The following is a 21,072-nucleotide window of genomic DNA, read 5'->3' as shown; positions in this document are numbered from 1 at the left end:
CATTCACCTTTTTCAATATAATTTACTAAATGGAAAAACAAATGTCTCGTCTTTTTACTCCTTATGTAAGAGGACAAGTTGATTGCCGAATAATTAACTCAGGGGTAAGAAGCAAACGTTTCTTACAAAGTTTTGGGTGTTTCATCTCTTCAACGAGCATCTCTACTACCCTTGTACCCATTTGCTTCATTGGCTGGGCAATGGTCGTTAACATAGGGGTTGTCGTAGTAGAAAGTACTGTATTATCAAAACCAATAATTGATAAATCTTCAGGGATATTCAGACCCTCTTCTTTAGCAACCTTCATGACCCCAATCGCCAATAAATCATTACAGGCAAAAATCGCGGTCGGCCTTTCTGGTAGTCTCAAGAGTTGCTTAGCACTTTCATATCCACTTTGAATTGTCGCTTCCGTTTTCACTACATAATCTCGGGGTACAATTATTCCCTCTTCTTTCATAACATCTTTAAAAGCACGTAAGCGAAGCTGATTACTTTTGGCATCCTCTGTAATGATAGCAATCTTCCTATGCTGTAAAGATAGTAAATAGGAAGTAGCTAAATAAGCGCCTTTATAATCATCTACGGTTACAGTGTTGACGGGTAGATTGTAGATTTCTGAAGCGATTAAACTAACAGGTACATCCTGCTTTACCATATTCTCTAGTAAACTAGCATTTCGGAAAGCTGAAGCGATAATAAGACCATCAATTCTTTGACGGGTTAACAAGGATAAATACTTCTTTTCTTTCTGTGCATCATTATCCGTATTACATATCATCACATGAAATCCTAGTTCATAGCTTCGGTCCTCAATACTTCTTGCTACTTCAGCAAAAAAAGGATTAGAGATGTCAGGGATGAGAAGACCAATCATTTTTGTTTGTTTTCCTGTTAAAGCAGATGCCACGACACTTGGATGGTAATTTAGTTGATCCATAACCTGAAGTACTTTTCTCCTTGTACGCTCACTAATATTTCCAGTCCGATTGATTACCTTTGAAACAGTTGATATAGATACACCAGCTTCCTCTGCAACACTATAAATTGTTGGTTTCATATGACACCTCCTTTTTCTATTACTACATATTCTTTATACGTTATTGAAACTTGTAATCTCACAATGAGAAATTAAAGACCTGCTTTTTCTTGTATAAATTTTCGGGCTTTTAATGCGTATTCAAAAGGATTCGCTAAAGCTGGGTCTTGCTCTGCTTCTACCACAAACCACCCTTTATAATCAGAGTTTGCAAGGATAGTAAACACTTCATCAAATACAATTACGCCATCTCCTGGAACTGTAAATGCACCATTCTTCACTGCCTGTAAGAAACTTAAATCGTTTTCCTTTACAGCATCTACTACTTCCTGGCGAATATCTTTTAAATGTACGTGTTTAATACGAGGTAAATATTTTTTCAAAATATAAAGCGGCTCTTCTCCTGAAAAAACAAGATGACCTGTATCAAAAAGCAGAGATACAAGATCTGGATTAGTCATATCCATTAACTTTTCAATTTCTGCCGTTGTTTGTAAACCCGTACCCATATGATGATGGTATACAATATGTAACCCCTTTTCCTGAGCTAATTTACCGAGGTGATGTAAACCATCTGCAAGCTTATTCCACTCTTCTTCTGTAAAAACGGGCTTGTTTTTAAATAGCGGTACATCCATTAAACCTTGAATACTATGTCCTTGCTCTGATACAACGATGACCTTTGCACCCATATCATGCAAGAAATCTCTATGCTTAATAAATGCTTCTACTGTCTCTTCAAGCGGCTTCGTTGTCAAGAACGCACTAAACCATGCGCTAGCAATCTCCAGGTTTCGTAATTCCAAAGATTTTTTCAATACAACTGTATTTCTCGGATATTTATTACCTACTTCACTTCCATTAAATCCAGCTAGTGCCATCTCACTAATACATTGTTCAAACGTATTTTCTGCTCCTAGCTCCGGCATATCATCATTTGTCCAAGCAATTGGTGCAATTCCAAGCTTAATCGTGTTTTCTTTGAACATCCCCTTGTCTCTCCTCTTTGCAAAATGTTATAGAATTTCGCCAAATTCTCTTATCTGTTCGTTAAAAAGAAAGCTTCCTAAACAATATGCATGTAGATAAAAAGCTCTCTTTGTGTCCTAATCTAATAAGATCTTGCCTTTTGCAAGTTACTTATTTTACTCTCGTACGCAGCTTGTACACTTTGACTATTAGATACTTCTGCAACACCTACATGCCACCATGACTCGTATCCATTTGTCATTGTTTTTGGTAATACTTTAATATCAATCAATGTAGAAACCGTTTGTTTTTTCGCATCTTTAAGCGCTTCCTGTAATTGTTCTATCGATGTAACACGATACGTTTTCACGCCATATCCAGCCGCGCTAGCTGCAAAATCAATTTTCATAATAGCCCCATTTAATTTACGAGTTTCCTGGTTTCGGTAGCGAAACTCTGTTCCAAAGCTCCCCATTCCGTTGCCCATTTGTAAGTTATTAATGCAGCCAAATCCGGAGTTATCAAACAATAAGACGTTAATTTTTTTGTTTTCTTGAAGACTTGTGACGAGCTCAGAATGAAGCATTTGGTAACTACCATCCCCTACCATTGCATATACTTCTTTCGATGGTTCAGCTAGCTTTGCACCAAGTGCGCCTGCAACCTCATAGCCCATGCAAGAGTATCCATACTCCATGTGATATGTATTTGGTTTTCTCGATGCCCACATTCTTTGTAAATCACCCGGAAGACTTCCTGCTGCACCGACGATAATTGCATCTTCATCAAGTAATGTATTAATTTGTCCAATGACTGCAGTCTGTGTTAATTGTGTACCAAGTGCGTCTACATACTCATTTAAATTCTCATCGAAATGACCTTCGACTTCTGGCGTGAAATCTTGACCTGAAAAGCGAATATTATGTAGACGTGCTAATTCTGTTTCCCAAGCCTCTTTTGCATCTACGATTTCTGTTGTATAACTAGATTGATAACCAATTGCTTGCAATTCATCTAAAAGGGAAAGAAGTGCTTCTTTCGCATCTGCTATAACCTTCAATGCATCAAGCTTGTTCGCATGAAATTCTGAAATGTTGATGTTTAAAAACTCAACTTCTTCATTTTGAAATAATTGCTTAGATGCAGTCGTAAAATCAGTAAATCTCGTGCCGATCCCAATGACAAGATCCGCCTCTTTTGCAATTGTATTGGCTGCTAAATTTCCAGTTACCCCAATGCCGCCAAGATTATATGAATGGCTGCTTTCAATCGCACTTTTCCCAGCTTGCGTTTCTCCAAATGGAACGTGGAATGCTTCAGCAAACTGTTTGAGTTCCTCTGCCGCTTCTGCGTATCTTACACCACCACCGCAAATCATAACCGGCTTTTTCTTTCTCTTAATCATTTCCACCGCATCCGCTAAGCTGGCTTTTGTAGGTAGACGACGTTCAATACGGTGAACGCGCTTTTGGAAGAAGTAACTTGGAAAATCCCAAGCTTCTCCTTGGACATCTTGTGGTAAACAAATTGTTACAGCTCCTGTATCTGCCGGATTCGTTAAAACACGCATAGCTTGAATCATAGCTGTCATCAATTGTTCAGGACGATTTATCCGGTCCCAATACTTACTTACAGCACGAAAAGCATCATTCGTAGAAATAGATAAGTCATGTGTTTGTTCAATTTGTTGAAGAACAGGATCAGGTTGTCTCGTTGCAAATACATCACCTGGAAGTAGTAACACGGGAATATTATTTGCAGAAGCTGTTGCAGCAGAGGTAACCATATTTGCTGATCCAGGACCAACAGAAGAAGTACATGCCATAATTTGTTTTCTGTGTTTTTGTTTTGCAAAAGCAACCGCAGCATTTGCCATCCCTTGCTCATTTCTCCCTTGATATACTTCTAATTCCCCTCTGTTTTCTTCTAAAGCTTGACCTAGGCCTACTACATTTCCATGACCAAAAATAGTAAAGATTCCCTTAATAAACTTTTGTTGCTCTCCATCAAACTCTACATATTGCTGATTCAAAAATTTCACCAATGCTTGCGCCGTCGTCATTCTGACAGTTTGCATAATGTTTGCTCCTTTCTATCTCTATCAGTCATTCTGCATATGAAAAAGGAGTATCAGGAATTTGATAGACTCCTAATACTTCCTTCTTATGTTTTAATACTTTCGTTACTTTCGCTTACGAACAACTAGAGAGATTTTACTTCTCTCTTAGTCATTACTTTTCCCAACGAGATGTAAGCATTTTCTTTCTTGTATAAAACTCAACGCCGTCAGTACCGTTCGCATGAAGGTCACCATAGAAAGAGTCTTTCCAGCCAGAGAACGGGAAGAATGCCATTGGCGCTGGTACCCCAACATTCACACCTAACATACCTGATTCAATTGTTTCACGGAATTGACGTACACTTGCTCCGCTATCTGTATAAATGCAAGCCCCATTTGCAAATCGAGACTCATTCGCAATTTCAATTGCTTCATCTAATGATTTCACACGAACAATTGATAGAACAGGAGCAAAAATCTCATCTTGCCAGATTTTCATTTCTTTTGTAACATGGTCAAAAATTGTTGGCCCAACGAAGTAGCCAGCTCCTTTTACAGCTGTATCTTCGCGTCCATCACGAACTAATGTAGCACCCTGTTCTACACCTGAATCGATGTAACCAATTGTGCGCTCTTTATGGTTATCGCGAATAACTGGTCCTAAAAATACATCTTCATCAAGACCATTGCCGATTACAATTTTATTTGCTTCTTCTACTAGTCTTCCAACTAATTGATCTGCAATTTCTTCTTGTACTGTTACAACAGAAGCAGCCATACAACGCTCACCAGCTGAACCGAATGCAGCACTAATAATTTGCTTTGTTGCTAGTTCAAGATTCGCATCATTTAATACAATGGAATGGTTTTTCGCACCCGCTAGTGCTTGAACACGTTTTAAGTTTTCTGTTCCTTTTTTGTATACATATTCTGCGACTGGCTGAGAACCTACAAATGAAATTGCCTTCACTAGTTTATGTTCAAGAAGACCGTTTACTACATCGTGTGCGCCATTTACGATATTTAATACACCTTTTGGTAAACCTGCTTCTTCAGCTAATTCCGCTAATTTTGCCGCTAGAAGTGGTGTACGCTCTGATGGTTTTAATACAAATGTATTACCACACGCAATCGCAAGTGGGAACATCCAGCACGGAACCATCATTGGGAAGTTAAAAGGTGTAATCCCGCCTATAACACCAATTGGGTAACGATACATGCCAGACTCAATACCTGTCGCAATATCAGGAAGCTGTTTTCCCATCATTAATGTAGGAGCACCCGCTGCAAATTCCACACACTCAATACCACGAAGAACTTCACCGTAAGCTTCGTTATAGCTTTTTCCATTTTCAATCGTAATAAGTTTCGCTAACTCTTCCCAGTTCTCTACTAGTAATTGTTGATATTTAAATAAAATACGAGCGCGTTTTGGCACAGCTGTTTTGGACCAAAGTTGGAACGCTTTATTTGCTGCTAATACAGCTTGTTCAACATCTTCTTTCGTTGAAAGTGGTACTTGAGCGATTACTTCTCCTGTTGCAGGATTATATACAGCTTCCATCTTAGTTGAAGAGGATTCTACCCATTCGCCGCCAATATAGTTTTTTACAATTTGTGCTGTTTGTACTGTCATATTAATTCTCTCCCTTTTATTTAATGTAGAAGCGTCCATAGGATACGCCCTTACTTGCTTATTGGTTTAAGAAGTTTCTATACAATTTCCTCTGCCGTTTCCATGAATGCAGAAATCTCTACACTTGTTGGCATTGCATCAGAACAGCTATGCTTGGAAATAACAATTGAAGCAGAAGCGCCTCCTAATCGCATCGCTTGAGGAATCTCAAGCCCTTGCATTAAGCCGTAAATAAACGCAGAAGCATACGAATCACCGGCGCCAAACGTTTTGAGTACCTTTGTTTTAAAGATACCGCCGCGGTGAGATTGACCGTCTCTCGTATAAGCGATTGAACCATCCCCGCCGTGCTTAATTACGACGATTTTCGCATGATGAGAAAACCATCTTTCAGCCGTAACTTGATCATTAGATTGTTCGTAGTTTAATAGTTTTTCCATCATATCGAATTCTTCACGCGTTCCAATAATGACATCAGATTTTTCAGCCGCTAGATTGTAATACACAGCCGTTTCAGCTTCTGACTGCCATGTATAAGGGCGGTAATCGACATCAAAAAATACGACTACATCATGCTTACGCGCATATTCTAGCGCTAAAAATACTGCCTCGCGAGAAGGGCTTTTCGCTAAAGCTGTTCCTGAAATTAAGAGTGCTTTTGATTGTTTAATATAGTCCTCAGATACTTCTGTTGGTTCAAGATTTAAATCTGCGACATTGTCACGATACATTAAAATACTGCAATCTTCAGGGCTTTTAATTTCTGTAAAAGCTAGACCTGTCACTGCACCAGTACGATCAATACATATCTGATCCGTATTAATATTGTTGTCCTTTAAGTACCCTGTAATAAAGCGGCCCATTTGATCATCGGACACTTTACCGATAAACCCTGTTTGTAAACCAAGACGTGCCGCACCAATCGCAATATTGGCAGGAGATCCCCCCACATACTTAGTAAATGTTCTTGTTTCTTCCATAGGACGTTGTGTTTCATTGGCATTTAAATCAACGCATAAACGTCCAACTGCAATTAGATCTAATGGACAATCTTCTTTAAAAATAAGTGGATTCATTGTTACTACCTCCCGTGCATTATGTAAAGGTAAATGATATGGTTAAGAAATTTTTATGACCATACGATTCACTACTCTTTAACTTTCTAGAAGTAAGCGCTCTCTTTATTGATTTAATGCAGGCTGTTTATGCTCAATTTGAACAGGTTTTCCTGTTAGTAATGATTCCTTCGCAGCCTTCGCAATTCGTTCTGCTTGTAACCCATCATTACCACTGCAAATAACAGCTTGCCCTTCTATAATTGACTTTGTAAATTGTGTTACTTCTTCAATATAAGCCTGTGTATAGCGCTCTAAGAAGAAATAAAGCGGCTTATCTTTTACAACACCTTCTGTTTTTGACACTTGTACAGTTGTCGGACAGCAATTATCCGCAGCGACCGCTCCTTTTTCACCAAACACTTCAAGACGCTGGTCATATCCATAAACAGCTTGGCGGCTATTATCAATTACCCCTAAAGCTCCATTCGCAAATTTTAATGTGACAATTGCCGTATCAACATCATTTACTTCCTGAATGGACGGATCAATTAATGTTGTTCCATATGCAAATACTTCAACAACTTCACTATTCATCACATATCGAGCCATATCAAAATCATGAATCATCATATCCATAAACAATCCACCTGAAGAACGAACATATTCTATACTTGGCGGTTGTGGATCTCTAGACGTAATTTTTAAAATATGTGGGTGTCCCACTTCTCCTTGTTGAATAAGATCATAGACTTTTCTGAAGTTAGGATCGAAACGGCGATTAAAACCTACTTGAAGAGATACGCCTTGTTCTTTTACCACTTCTAATGCTTCTAATGTTTCTTCTACCGAAAAACTAACAGGCTTTTCGCAGAAAATATGTTTTTTCGCAAGAGCCGCTTCTTTAATAATTTGCGCATGTGTATTTGTTGGTGAACAAATAAATACAGCATCAATTTCTGGATCTGCTAATAAATCCTGATAGTTAGTTGTCAAAGTGGAAATCCCTTTGTCTTGAGCCCACTTTTCTAAATGACTAATCACTACATCTGAAACCGCTTTAATTTTCACTTGTGGCATAAGCTGCAAATTATCAACATGCAGTTTTCCAATTCGTCCAGCACCAATAATCCCAATCGTTAAAACATTCATATGATTTCTCCCTCTTTATTAAAATTTAAGAAACGAAATGAAAGTCTATAAGGTTTAGCACATCAAATTTAGTTAAGCGCTTTCCCTATTTTTCTTTATTATACACACTTGATTCTAAATTGAAAACATTTTTATTTTTTTGAATACTTTTCTTTTCATCCGAATTTCAAGTTTCGTGAACAAACGTACTACATCCATCTACAAAGTAATAATAAGAAACAAATAATCTAAACAGCTACAAATATACTCTTTTAAAATACTGATATAACAAAGAAAATTGAACTTTATATATAATAAAATCCTATTCTTATGTTATTTATTTCTATTCATGCTCACGATTATTTTAGTGTCCAATACGTATATAGATTGCACCCTATGAAAGAAAGTTGTAAATTGTCAAAAAATTTCATTGACGGCCTCATAATGTAAGCGTATACTTTTTTTATCAAAAAGAATTAAGCGCTTAACCAAAAAAATTATCGGTGGTGGGAGAATGAACGCAATAAGTTCAAACAAAACTTTTATGGACAAGATTGGTATCCCTTCTAATTTAACTTGGGGATACATAGGGATTATTGTTTTTATGATTGGGGACGGTTTAGAACAGGGATGGTTATCCCCTTATCTCGTTGAGAATGGCCTAACGCTAGAACACGCTGCTTTTCTGTTTACTATTTACGGAATTACCGTATCTGCTTCTTCCTGGTTTTCGGGGGTATTTGTACAAATGTGGGGACCAAGAAAAGTAATGACGTTTGGTTTAATATCATTCATTTTAGGTTCCATTGGATTCATAGGTATAGGAATTCAACATATGAATTATCCCGTAATATTAATTTGCTACGCTCTACGAGGATTTGGTTATCCCTTATTTGCTTATTCTTTCTTAGTTTGGGTATCTTACAGTACTCCTCAGCAAATGCTTTCAAGAGCAGTTGGATGGTTCTGGTTCGTATTCCAACTTGGATTAAGTGTTATAGGGGCCTTTTATTCTAGTTATATGGTTCCTAAAATCGGGGAAATCGCTACTTTATGGAGCGCCTTAATTTTTGTTGTCGTCGGGGGATTATTCTCAATTGTTGTAAATAAAGACAAATTTAAAACACAATCCGTAAGCGCTAACAAATCAAGTGAATTACTAAAAGGCATTACCATCGCATTTGAAAATCCTAAAGTTGGTATAGGTGGTATTGTTAAAATTATAAACTCGGCTGCCCAATTTGGATTTGTTGTTTTCCTGCCTACCTATATGATGAAATTTAATTTTACAATGACTGAATGGCTTCAAATTTGGGGTACTCTATTCTTTGTAAATATGGTATTTAACATTATTTTTGGTATTGTGGGAGACAAGTTTGGTTGGGTAAATACGATTAAATGGTTCGGAGGAGTAGGTTGTGGAATTGTAACTCTTGCACTCTATTATGTACCACAAATGGTAGGGCATAATTATTGGGTAATATTATTTGTTGCATGTTGCTATGGAGCAACACTTGCTGGTTATGTACCACTTACAGCTTTAGTACCATCTTTAGCTCCCGAAAATAAAGGAGCCGCAATGTCTGTCTTAAATTTAGGTTCAGGATTATCAGCTTTCGTTGGGCCATTAGTTGTAACTGCCTTCATCGGACCATTAGGTGTAGGCGGCGTGATGTGGATCTTTGCTGGTTTGTACTTCTTTGGTGCATTTTTAACTCATTTCCTTACTGTTCCGAAGGAGAATGAAATTAAGCAGGATTTAAACACTAAAAGTGGAGAGCAATTCTCTATATAAATTCTAAATAAAAAGAAGGGCATCATAACTACACCTAGTTATAATGCCCTTCTTTTTGTTAAATTCAAGTAGGCTACTTAAAAATTATCATGTAATATCCTTTACTGAAGATCGCTCTACTAATTGAGGAATAATTGTAATTTTTTGCTTAGCATGCGCCTTCATTTCCATCGTTTTTAGCAGTTGTTCAAACGTACAGGCTGCCATTTGTTTTATAGGCTGTTCAATCGTCGTTAACCCTGGATCTGCAATCTCAGCATAAATAGTGTTATCAAAACCAATAATTGATAAATCTTCCGGAATCGAAAGGCCTTGTTTTCTTGCTTCATTCATAAGACATATAGCAATTAAATCTGTACAAGCAAAAACCGCTGTTGGCCTGTTAGGCAAATTAAGTAATTCTTTACTAGCACGTTTGCTATCTTCAACTGTAGAATAGCAGCTAATAATAGCATCATCATCTAACGAAATCCCTGAATCCGTAAGAGCCTGCTTGAAACCATTCAGTCTCCCTATGCTACTTTTTCTATCCTTCTCCATCATAATCGTTAAAGACTTATGGCCTTTCTGCGTTAAATACTGTCCAGCTAGATAGCCTCCCCTCATATCATCAGTTGTCACAACATGAGTTGTGATGGAAGGATGATCTACGGTGAATAAAACAAGCGGCAAATCTCGGTTCACGATTTTTTTAACTAGTTTATAATCATTTAGCTCCGTTGCAATAATAATGCCATCTACTTGCTTTTTAAATAATAAATCAATGTATTCGTGCTCACGTTTTGTTTGATGGTCTGTACTACATAAAATGAGTGTATACCCTGATTCTCGTGCACTATTTTCAAAAGCTCTTGCTACTTCTGCAAAAAAGGGGTTTGAGATATCTGGGACAAGTACCCCAATCGTATATGTTTTTTTACCTGTTAACGCTGCTGCTACACTACTTGGCTGGTAATCTAATTCTTCCATTACTTTATTTACTTTGTTTATTGTTTTTTCACTAATACGCCCTGTTTGATTTATTACCTTAGATACAGTCGCTATTGATACACCTGCTTTTTCCGCAACATCATAAATTGTTGGTTTCACTTTAATTGTCCCTTCTTAATCATCTTTTTCTATATTTTATCATAAATATATTTTTCTTCTTGGTACACAAAAAGAAATCTCTTGAAATTTGTAAATACTTCTATCTTTAGGCGTAGTTCCTCTCATTTACGTAACGACTTGTTCCAAATGGGATATTTCAACTTATAAACATGCCCCTGTATGAAAAGCTTTTCACGAGCAGAATCGGATGCGGAAACATGAGGATGGCTATGATTGGCGGGATGATAAACAAAAATATAGTGTCTTTAGATAAAATAATTGGTTCAGATTTAAACGTTACTGATTTAAAAAATGCTAGTGAAAAATATTGCATAACTAAAACTACTGACAAAAATGAAGTAGCTAAAAATGCTGATATTTTAATTTTTTCAATCAAACCAGACCCATACTCATCAGTAATTAACGAAATAAAAGAGCAGATAAAAAACGATGTTATAGTCGTAACTATTGCTGCAGGAAAAAGCATTAAGAGTACGGAGGATGCTTTTGGTAGAAAGTTAAAAGTTGTAAGAGTAATGCCTAATACACCAGCTCTTGTTGGCGAAGGAATGTCTGCGTTATGTTCTAATGAAATGGTTACAGAAAAAGATTTAGAAGTTATAATTACTAATGACGAAGATATCGAAAAGGCTAAACACTTTATTAATATGAGTTATGATGTGAGTTAGTTACTCCTTTTACCAATTAAGACGTTTTCTTTATGAGAGTGTAAACTTCTCGCAGAAGATTTCGATGTTGCGACTCAGTAAGGAGAGCGCCACCTTGACAGGGTGGAGGTCGTGAGTTCGAGCCTCTCCGGGGTCATACTTTTAAAAACCGTGTCAAATTAACGTTTGATGCGGTTTTTTATTTTTGTATTCTCATACTCTACAACACCAGTGGTCACAGAATTGGTCACATTCCCTACAAAATTTCTTCTATTTTGTTAACAGCATCTTCTTGCATCGTTGGCAATACATGTGAATAAGTGTCTAATGTGATTTTGATGTTACTATGTCCTAACCTCTCAGAAATCACTTTCACATTCACACCTTTAGCCAATAACAAAGTTGCATGCGTATGACGTAAATCATGAAATCGAATCTTTGGCACAGCCGCTTTCTGACTCAAAGCGTTTAAACTTCTTCTAACATTAGCAGGATTAATTGGCGTTCCAGAAGGAGTACACATCACCAAGTCATTGTCTTGATATTCCTCACCTTGACTCAACTTCTCTTTTAATACGACTGCTCTATGCTTCTTTAGCTTTGCTACTGTTGATACAGGTAGTAGTATTTTTCTTAAACTTGCTTTTGTCTTTCCTCCAAGCAAAAACGTCTTCCCATCATGACTTAATGTTTGGCTAATGGCTAAATGTCCTTTTTCTAAATCAACATCTTTCCACCGCAAGCCTAACAATTCACCCTGTCTCATTCCAGTCACAAGAGCCATATGAAAGACGATAGAATACCTGCTATCCTGTGCAGCTTTCAAGAACAGTTGTACTTCCTGTTCGTTCCACACCGTTAATTCTTCCCTATCAACTTTAGGCAACTTGGTTTTAGCTGCAACATTTTTGGTGATTAACTCCAAATCTATTGCATGTTCAAGAGAGTTCCGAATGATTTTGATTATTTTCTCAATTGTTCCTCGCTTTAAACCTTCGTCTCGCAGTGAATTAACGTAATTTTGCATGTGCAATGATGTTAGCTTAGCCAATTTGATATTACCTAGAGAAGGCATGATACGGCTGTTTAAGTACCCTTTCAGTACTGTTGCTGTTTGGACGCCAACACTATGCTTCTTTGTATTAAACCAGCTTTCCAGATATTCACCATAAAGGAATTTGCTAGGTTCTACATATGTTCTAGTATGAACTTCTGAAAGCAGCTTTGTTAAAGCATTTTCTGCTTCTTTTTTAGTAATAAATCCCCTTTTCTTTTTTTGCTTTCTTTTACCTGTTAAAGGGTCAATACCAATATCTACAATATAAAAATACTTTCCTGTTTTCTTATCTTTTTTGACGCTTCCTTTCATCGTTAAGAGCCTCCTTGGAGTCCTTAACTATCTGTATATGGTACTTTAATTATAGCGGATAATCTTGGTATTACGGGCTAGAAATTTGCTCTATACTTGTATAAAGACAACTGAAAGTTATCTGCCTTTGTTTTCTAACAAATTAAATAAAAACATAGATATTTGTAGAAATAAGGAGTTTTTATATTTACAGATAATGATATAATCCCTTAAAGTTAAAATGAATAATTTTTTATTATAAAATATGGAAGATAAGGTGGTTATGTAATGAAAAAGATACTCTATTATCCAGGATTTGAAATACAAGATGAAACTTGGTTAAAATTTGCTTTATTATACTTATCTAGAATTAATACCATTGTACCCAATGAAGCAAAACCTTTTTTGAGTAAAGAATATAATTTAATATACAAAGAAACTAATTTACTAGATAAATATCCACCAAAAGATTATGAGACAGAAAGAGCAACTAATAAAGTTATTGAAATAATCTCTGCATTCTTGAAGAATCCTTTAAAGCATTATGGACCTCTTGGAGAAATAAATATCGTTAATTTCTGGAAACAAAGAGAAAATCAAAATTATGAGTTGTTTAATACAAAATTTGGTAATAAATTCGAACTCTTTTGTAGAGAATGGGGATTTGCACACGAATCAAGAAATGGAATTAAAATACCATCTCAATTAGCTACAACTTACATGGGAATCTTAGCACATACTATAGGTAAGAGGAAAAATATGTCCATAATAACAGACATTGAACACCAAAAACAGATAATAAGTTTAAGCGATGATTTATGGAATTATAATAAGGATTTTGAAGAAATCAAGTATATAAAGAATTATCTCTCTCTACTATTACCTGCTAACTTAAATAATATTCCTATTGAAAGAATTATAGATTTAAGAAACAAAGATGATTTCCAAAAAAAATTAAACGCTTTTCATTTGGCACTTGAACAACTAACTTTATCACCTAATCAAGGCTTGTCAGATATAAGTTACAAAGAAATAACAGAAAATATAGAATGGTCTATAAAAGAATTAGGAGCAGATATTTTGAATTTCGGTAGCAGCTTACTAATCACTACACTCGGAATCTCCCTAGCCTATACAGGAGGACCATCAAGATTAGAATTATTAAAGGAAAGTTTGGGATTCATACCTACGGCGGGAACTGGATGGCAGCTTTACAAAAATATTCATTCTAGTCAAAGACGATTGGCATCTCAATATATTACTGATATTCGAAACATAAATGCCCCTCAGAAAAGAACTAATCGAATACCAAACCTACCAATATTTTAGGGAGGGGTAATAAATAAGGAGGTAGATTACTAATACTTCTACCTCCTTATAAATTTAATAAGGCAATTAAGTTAACTAAATCATGAAATAGTACTCCCGTAAGAAATTTTTTTATATTATGGAGTGCCTACCTTCAAGTATAGTGTATCAATAAATGACGGAATGTCTCACTTTAAGATTTATTCGAAGTGTGTGGAGAATAAAGATATAACCAAATTTTAATTGTTAACAGAATTTAAAAGCTTATAGAGAGAAAATGGAGTAACGATGAAGCACTATAAAGTATATTTCTCTTCAGTCTAAAGCTCCCTTCAAAAAATATATCTTTTAAAACCAAGAATAAACCGTTATCTAAAAAATTACATTATATAGGGCTGCCACGTATACAACAGACACGAGGAATATTAAGTACTTTTACAATATAAAAAAATTTAAGACGCCCCTAATTTAAGCACTGCTTAGGGCGTCCTTTTATCATATTGCTAGATTTTTCATGTCATCAAGAAATTTTTCGCAGCCATTTTCACCGCTCCACCCTAATAGTTTGACAATTTCATAAGACATGTTTTCCTTAATTTTATACCCCGCCAATTGCAATTCACCTGTATTAATTAATGCATCAAAGACCGTTTCTACATTGGAATATATTTCACCTCGAAAATGAACTGCTTGATTACGCCCTTCCCAAATAATATTCACAGTATTTTGTCCCTTTATATTCCTTAGCGAGTTACCAAGACTTCTATATGTATTCAAAATGTCTTTCTTTTGGTCTGTATTATGTACTAAAATCAAAACATGCTGTGCAATTTGCAGTAATGCTGTTGAAAGTACAACCATTGACCCAAACTTTCCTGTATCTTGGGAACTTTGATACAATTCTTCAAGAACTTTTTTTGCCTTATCCCATTTTTCACCAGACATTCTTTTCCACGTTGCATTATTATCTTCAAGACATGCTTTATCAGCTAAAATAGCTTCTCTAACAGCAGTTAAGTATACTGCCTCATTATGTGGTCTTAAAGTTACACTCTGTTCCATTGAATAAATTGAATGAGTGATGCTTTTTACAGCATTGTTTACACTTGATAGAAAAACATCCATTGTCGCCACCTAATTTCCTCCTTAAAATCACAATTCCATAACTTACCATTATAATATATTACATCCAGAGACCAGAGAAAACCCTTTCATTTAGATAAAAATAAATACTTTGATTAATAAAATCAAAATTTTATTACGATTGTACCAAAAAAGGATAGCATTGTAGTAGCTATCTCTTTTACACAAATATCAATTATATATTTACTATCACTTATTAAACCCTTTTAACATTTCGATAACATTCAAACGATAATAAAAAGGATAGGCTCAAACCCTTTCTGGCATTTCATTTGTAATTTACTTTCATTAATAAATGCTTACTTGCAGAAAGCTAACATATTAAGTAGCTACCTGTAATCCACTGACTTTATACTCAACATTAACTTGCAAGTTAATTGTTTTAAACCATTTCTTTTCAAAATCAAAAAATACATAATTCATTTCACTGTTATCAACGATACTTTTGTATCTTATGCCAGTTATTCCATGATATTTTGCGCATTGCGATAAGAAATTTGGCAATAGATACTCTTGTTTATTACTAGTTGTCTTTTCAAAACTACTATATTGCACTAAAGGAGAGTCGTAACTAGATAAGTCAAGTAGGCTTACAGGTTGTAACAGCTCCCATTCTATAATGTCGTATCGATAATCTGGATTTTCGACTGCCACTTCTTTTAAAGCTATTTCTCCACTTGAACAAGTATACAACTCACCCTGACCGATAACATTAAACCTTCCATGACTAGCGAACCCGTATGGAGCTTCAAACATTTCTAAATCAACAAAAGGCATCTCTCTTTTTTTTACATCCCTCTCTCTTACACGGTATAATACTAAATCGTTAAAGGTTCGAAGATTCACTTTGTTTATTTCATTAAATATTTTTTCACCTACTGGGTGTTTCAAACCAAACATCGGAAATTTAACTAAGTATCTAAAAAAATCAAAAATCTCTTCTACTGTTAAATCTTTTATAATATCAGTAATCGCTATTACATTTGGAATATCTCGTACTGGTATCGTCTCTTTGGTCTCTTTATTCTCTAAAACATATTCCAGATTGTTACTTTCGTTACTATATCTTGGATTGAGATTATAGTTCTCTCTTGGAATTTTACTAAAAATTTTCCTTGCATCTGTTTCTTCGCTTACTAACGACATTTCCTTAATAACTGGTTTTGAAAGCACCCAATTTGTATTTAAGTTCGCTGGCATCTTCAAACTTTCAAGCGCTGCACTGATTCCACTCATTTGGTTCGCTGGCATCTTCAAACTTTCAAGCGCTGCACTGATTCCACTCATTTGATTCGCTGGCATCTTCAAACTTTCAAGCGCTGCACTGATTCCACTCATTTGATTCGCTGGCATCTTCAAACTTTCAAGCGCTGCACTGATTCCACTCATTTGATTCGCTGGCATCTTCAAACTTTCAAGCGCTGCACTGATTCCACTCATTTGATTCGCTGGCATCTTCAAACTTTCACCTTCTTCTTCTATTTCTCTCATCTAACATTTATTATTTTCTTAATAACTTGAAAGCTCTATCTTTAATACTTGCATAATTCTTATCGAACTGAAGGGACTTAGCACCTAAATCCTTTCCAATATATTCTCTATCATCTAATTCTTTTTCCCAACACCTTTTCGGTATATTTATCCCTATTCTACCTATCATGTCCCGTCGTTCATTTAAAGCATCACACGCTAAATCTACTATTTCCCCATATTCTGTTACTACCCAAGCATGAAATTCTATTGGGGGCTTCCAATCATAAAATATTGGAACACCCTTCCATGTAGAAGACCCTGCAACAACGTAACTTTTTATACTCGACTCATTTAATAAATCTTTTACCAAGGTAGAAACATATAAGCAAGTTTCTCCCCTTGTTTCACCTATATCATTAAATGTAGAAATAACTATTTTAGTAATATTATTTTTAATCTCATCTGGAGTATTGCCATCTTTGGGATATTTACAGCAATCAGAAAATTGTATTCTACTCCCGCATGGACACATTCTTTCTTTCTTTTTAGCCATCTCCTCACTCCTTTAAATTAATTTTACTTACTAATTTTTATCGATTTCTTAACTAAATTTGAATTTTGTTGCTACATCTCTCCTACAAAACATAACTTAATAACTTTTTATCCATTTTCTTCAATTATACAGGAAAATCATAACATAATCGTAATAGACTGTTAAAGATGTAAAAATGAGAACCTCAGTTAAGAGACCCTCTTTATCACATCTGACCGTATCTAATTCTATGAAACACTTCAAGAGGATTGTTTGTAGTTCGTTCCCATTTGACAGGCTGTCCCCCCTTAAACTGCTTCTCCCATTCCTTGTGTTCTCGTTGTTTTTGATGTTCATATTCAGCTATTATCTCTTTTGCTGTAACCTTTCTTGTCCCATGTCCCAAAACAGCATCAAGCTTCATGTGTTTCATACCATCATCACCATACTTTTCTTCATAAACCCGAATCTCATCTCTAATGGTTTGCATAACATCAAGATATTCATAATCTGTAATTTCTGTACAATATCCAATTTCCAGAAATTCTTTTTCGTATTCATAGAATTCTTTTTCAACATAGTACTTGGAAGGTTCGATATTTGGTTTGGCTTTAATGTTGTTGTCTTGCTGTGCTAGATTTTCTAATTCAACCTCTCTAAAGGCTTGATTTTGATTGTTTTGTACTTTCTTAGTCAATTCTATATGTTGTTCAGTGTTCACACAGGGTTCATAATTACGAATCCCATTCTTAACACTTTTCTCATGCTCTGCCTTCGCTGAGAGTGACAGTCCTAGCTGTTCAAGTTCTTTCCTTTCATATTCATCAATCATTTTTTGAACTGCTTTAATTTCATCGGATTCAGTGACACTCGTACCATGTAATTGAAGATGGAGGTTTCTAATACACTCTACATATATATCACTCTCAAGTAGTGCTATATAAGGGGATTTCTCTTTCCCCTTAAAATAAGCCCCTTCTTCCATACGCTGCTCATTAGATGCGATGATTTCTTCCTCTGATGTACCGAGTGCTATCAGTAACTCTTTCACATCTTCTTCAAGCTGAAGTTTCTTGGCATGCTTCTTCTCCAAATAATTGTGATGCTTTTTTTGAGCATTATCTACAACATAATCAAGTAACTTAGAGTGGTATGTTTGTTCATTTTCATGTAAATCAAATGAATCAATCTCAGTAGGATAATGTGCCATAATATATTCTTCAAATGCATATTTGTTTAATACTTCGATTCGAAACACTTCATAAATATACTGCAATTGCATTGCATCACCTTCTGCATCTTCTACATTCTTGATATATTCAAGCCACTCAGCTTTAAAAGCTTTGGTCTTTGGGCAGTTCTTAAACATTAGTGAATGTGTTTTAGAGATTTCATGCTTCTTAAGCAACTGTTCTTCAATGAATTTTATCTCCATGGCAAGGGATTCATCAATTTCAATCGGCTTATCAGAGCCTTTTATCTTTCCTTTCCATGAATATATTCTGCTAATTAGTTTCAACTTCTCTGCTTGATTAAGTACAGTCTGTATTTGTCCTTTAGCAACCTTAGTTAACGTGTAAGCAAGGTCTTGGAATATCTTCTCTTCCCCATCCTCTATAATTCCTAACCTAATCATGGATTGCTTATATGGTTTAATTGCTTCTTCACTGAAAACGCCATTCATGATATCTTTTTCAGCAGAGGATATAAGTCCAAAATAGGTTGCCCACCCATTTCTAGTCCTTACCTTGTTATCAATATCATCCATCTTACTCATAACCATGAGTGCTAAATGCTTTGAATGAGATGGTGCTATTCCTTTATTAAATTGTCGTCTGTCTTCTTTCTTAGCTTTTACTTTTCGCTTCTTATCTGTGATGATAATTCGGTTCTTACCAATACCTTTGTCCCTAACCTCTTCGTAATAGCATTTAATTTCTTTGATAAGAGAATCGTATTCACGTTTGTTTAAATTCCCATTATTCTTATTCAAAGATTTCATCTTTTCTGGTTTAAACTTCTTAACTGCATTTTGTAGTGTCCATTCTTTTGCCATCTTTTTACCTACTTTCTCCTTATTTTTATTAATGAATTTGAGGATTAATTTCTGTGCAAGATTTACCTCTATATAGAGACATTTTTATATAAGTATTTAGAGATAAATCTTGCACTGTTTTTTTGCCTTAGATTCGCCTTATCTTTACTAACTGTTTTGTTATTTTCAGTTGATATTTTTTAATTTACGTTTATCTGAATCCGATTCAATGTCATAACCTAAAGACATCCGTCCATGTTTTCCTAAGACAACGCAAAAAAGGAGCGAATCTACACACAATCTGCTCCATTAGAAAACACACTTATCCCTGTCAAACATAGGCGGAAAATTAGCCTACTCCTATGATTACATCATAGGCATACAGAAATATATAAGTGTGCCTCCTTAAGAGGCGATTGCATGTAAATTCACTCCTTACATAGTTTATTTGTTTGATATCTCATTTAATTATTAATGTTTAAGTTATAATATTATAATACTATAAATACTGTAATGCAATAGATTCTTTCACATTTCTTATCTACTAGGAATGTGTAGGATATTCTATGGGATATGTGTATATACGTTTCGGGCTTTACTTTAGAAATACTTACCATCGAGGTATTTTTACTAGATAAAAACCATCAAAAATCCGTCTCGTATCGAGAATTTTACAGCTGTTCCTGGTGTGGATTGAGGTGCTTATAGCATTTCAATCCATACCAGGAGCATAAAATGTGGAAAACACCCCCCTCCTCTGTTCAACTCTTATATGACACACCCATCCTCTCATGACTACTTATAACGCCCTCAATTGCGCTGATGCGTACACAACAACACCTAGCAAAAATTACAATTGCAATTACAGTTGTCACAATGTGTTCCTATCCGTAAAATAATGATATGCATGGGAAGGAGTTATAGTATGCCAACTTTTCAATATGGAACTACAGCTATTGAGTATGACATCGAATATGCCGACGATAAAAAAGACGTATCAATTATTGTTGGATGGAAGGTATTCGGCTCATCGCCCCTACAGGCATTACTATTAAGCAAATTGAGGATATTGTGCGAAAGAAAGCACCCACTATCTTCCAGAAGCTAAAAGAAGTGAATGAGATAACTGAGCCTCCTTTTCCAAAGGAATTTGTTAGCGGTGAAAAATTTGCTTATTTAGGACGAAACTATCGATTAAAAGTATATAGAGCAGAAGTTCTACAAAAAGTTCAGTTAAATTTCGTAAGAGGAAAATTCATCGCAACCGTTCCAGTTGGAATAGACGAAAAGGAGAAGAGACAGCAATTGCTAGACTTGTTCAAAACTTGGTATCTTGAACACGGTAAAGCGAAGGTACAGTCACGTTTAAAGCTATATTGTGCTAAGATGGGTATTACAACCTAACGATGTGCAATTGAAAGAGCAGAGAATGCGTTGGGGTACTTGCACACTTGAGAGCAATATCTATTTAAATTGGCGAATTATCATGTCACCAATGTCCATTGTAGACTACGTATTCGTGCATGAATTGGCACATTTAAGATATATGAATCACAATAATGAATACTGGAACTTTGTACGTTCTATTCTATCCGACTATAAACAACGTAAAGAGTGGTTACGTGTTAACGGCCTTACTTTGACTATATAAATAATCTAGTTCTTTCAAGATAACGAAGACATTTCCTTTTTTGTTTTTGTGGAATTAAAAATCATATTTATAGAAAAATTCCACAAAAAGTATTATCCTAATATGGATGGCTTTTCCAAAGGGGTAAAAGTCTAAAATTTC

Annotated in this window: 14 protein-coding genes and 2 pseudogenes; 4 read left to right on the top strand and 12 right to left on the bottom strand. The window is 35.4% G+C overall.

What is annotated here, in order from left to right:
• Positions 1–61: 61 nt before the first annotated feature.
• From NSQ47_RS25425 to iolG, 6 genes are all read right to left on the bottom strand, one after another.
• Entirely contained in the window at positions 62–1,060 is a 999-nt protein-coding gene (locus NSQ47_RS25425) for a LacI family DNA-binding transcriptional regulator (RefSeq protein WP_341038396.1), read from the bottom strand.
• 71 nt (positions 1,061–1,131) lie between these two features.
• A complete protein-coding gene (gene iolE, locus NSQ47_RS25420) occupies positions 1,132–2,028 on the bottom strand; it encodes a myo-inosose-2 dehydratase (protein WP_341038394.1) in 897 nt (298 codons plus the stop codon).
• A gap of 122 nt (positions 2,029–2,150) precedes the next feature.
• The gene (gene iolD / locus NSQ47_RS25415) at positions 2,151–4,085 is read right to left on the bottom strand and encodes a 3D-(3,5/4)-trihydroxycyclohexane-1,2-dione acylhydrolase (decyclizing) (protein WP_341038392.1); all 1,935 of its coding nucleotides are present in this window, start codon (positions 4,083–4,085) and stop codon (positions 2,151–2,153) included.
• 154 nt (positions 4,086–4,239) lie between these two features.
• Positions 4,240–5,703 (bottom strand): CoA-acylating methylmalonate-semialdehyde dehydrogenase, encoded by a 1,464-nt coding sequence (locus NSQ47_RS25410; RefSeq protein ID WP_341038390.1) that lies wholly within the window; start codon positions 5,701–5,703, stop codon positions 4,240–4,242.
• 77 nt (positions 5,704–5,780) lie between these two features.
• On the bottom strand, positions 5,781–6,779 hold the full coding sequence (gene iolC, locus NSQ47_RS25405) for a 5-dehydro-2-deoxygluconokinase (protein WP_341038389.1): 999 nt from the start codon (positions 6,777–6,779) through the stop codon (positions 5,781–5,783).
• A gap of 105 nt (positions 6,780–6,884) precedes the next feature.
• The gene (iolG, locus tag NSQ47_RS25400; RefSeq protein ID WP_070169729.1) at positions 6,885–7,910 is read right to left on the bottom strand and encodes an inositol 2-dehydrogenase; all 1,026 of its coding nucleotides are present in this window, start codon (positions 7,908–7,910) and stop codon (positions 6,885–6,887) included.
• 493 nt (positions 7,911–8,403) lie between these two features.
• Here iolG and NSQ47_RS25395 point away from each other — a divergent pair, with 493 nt between their 5' ends.
• Complete coding sequence (locus tag NSQ47_RS25395) at positions 8,404–9,684, top strand: MFS transporter (protein ID WP_341038385.1); 1,281 nt, start codon at positions 8,404–8,406, stop codon at positions 9,682–9,684.
• 87 nt (positions 9,685–9,771) lie between these two features.
• Here NSQ47_RS25395 and NSQ47_RS25390 read toward each other — a convergent pair whose 3' ends face one another.
• Positions 9,772–10,773, bottom strand: a complete 1,002-nt coding sequence (locus NSQ47_RS25390) for a LacI family DNA-binding transcriptional regulator (protein ID WP_341038383.1) — start codon at positions 10,771–10,773, stop codon at positions 9,772–9,774.
• A 170-nt stretch (positions 10,774–10,943) separates the two neighbouring features.
• Here NSQ47_RS25390 and NSQ47_RS25385 point away from each other — a divergent pair.
• A pseudogene (locus NSQ47_RS25385) lies at positions 10,944–11,399 on the top strand (pyrroline-5-carboxylate reductase family protein); the annotation flags it as partial.
• 298 nt (positions 11,400–11,697) lie between these two features.
• On the opposite strand, the gene NSQ47_RS25380 reads toward NSQ47_RS25385, so the two are convergent.
• The gene (locus tag NSQ47_RS25380; protein WP_341038381.1) at positions 11,698–12,810 is read right to left on the bottom strand and encodes a tyrosine-type recombinase/integrase; all 1,113 of its coding nucleotides are present in this window, start codon (positions 12,808–12,810) and stop codon (positions 11,698–11,700) included.
• Positions 12,811–13,077: 267 nt separating this feature from the next.
• Between NSQ47_RS25380 and NSQ47_RS25375 the strand changes: the two genes are divergently transcribed.
• A complete protein-coding gene (locus tag NSQ47_RS25375) occupies positions 13,078–14,118 on the top strand; it encodes a hypothetical protein (protein ID WP_341038379.1) in 1,041 nt (346 codons plus the stop codon).
• Positions 14,119–14,592: 474 nt separating this feature from the next.
• On the opposite strand, the gene NSQ47_RS25370 is transcribed toward NSQ47_RS25375, so the two are convergent.
• The 4 genes from NSQ47_RS25370 to NSQ47_RS25355 all read right to left on the bottom strand — a co-directional run bounded on the left by NSQ47_RS25370 (position 14,593) and on the right by NSQ47_RS25355 (position 19,301).
• Positions 14,593–15,231: a hypothetical protein gene (locus tag NSQ47_RS25370; protein WP_341038377.1), complete on the bottom strand. Its 639-nt coding sequence runs from the start codon at positions 15,229–15,231 to the stop codon at positions 14,593–14,595.
• A 330-nt stretch (positions 15,232–15,561) separates the two neighbouring features.
• Complete coding sequence (locus NSQ47_RS25365) at positions 15,562–16,695, bottom strand: RES family NAD+ phosphorylase (protein WP_341038375.1); 1,134 nt, start codon at positions 16,693–16,695, stop codon at positions 15,562–15,564.
• 46 nt (positions 16,696–16,741) lie between these two features.
• Positions 16,742–17,266, bottom strand: coding sequence for a hypothetical protein (locus NSQ47_RS25360; RefSeq protein WP_341038373.1), 525 nt, complete (start codon positions 17,264–17,266; stop codon positions 16,742–16,744).
• A gap of 205 nt (positions 17,267–17,471) precedes the next feature.
• Entirely contained in the window at positions 17,472–19,301 is a 1,830-nt protein-coding gene (locus NSQ47_RS25355) for a hypothetical protein (RefSeq protein WP_341038371.1), read from the bottom strand.
• Between the two features lie 904 nt (positions 19,302–20,205).
• On the opposite strand from NSQ47_RS25355, the pseudogene NSQ47_RS25350 reads away from it, so the two are divergent.
• Positions 20,206–20,931 (top strand): annotated as a pseudogene (locus NSQ47_RS25350) (M48 family metallopeptidase).
• Positions 20,932–21,072: the final 141 nt, after the last annotated feature.

The organism is Bacillus sp. FSL R10-2780, assembly GCF_038006125.1.
Taxonomy (GTDB): Bacteria; Bacillota; Bacilli; order Bacillales; family Bacillaceae_G; genus Bacillus_A; species Bacillus_A cereus_U.
The sequence above is the reverse complement of the archived record's forward strand: the minus strand, read 5'-3'. Positions and strand labels throughout refer to the sequence as shown.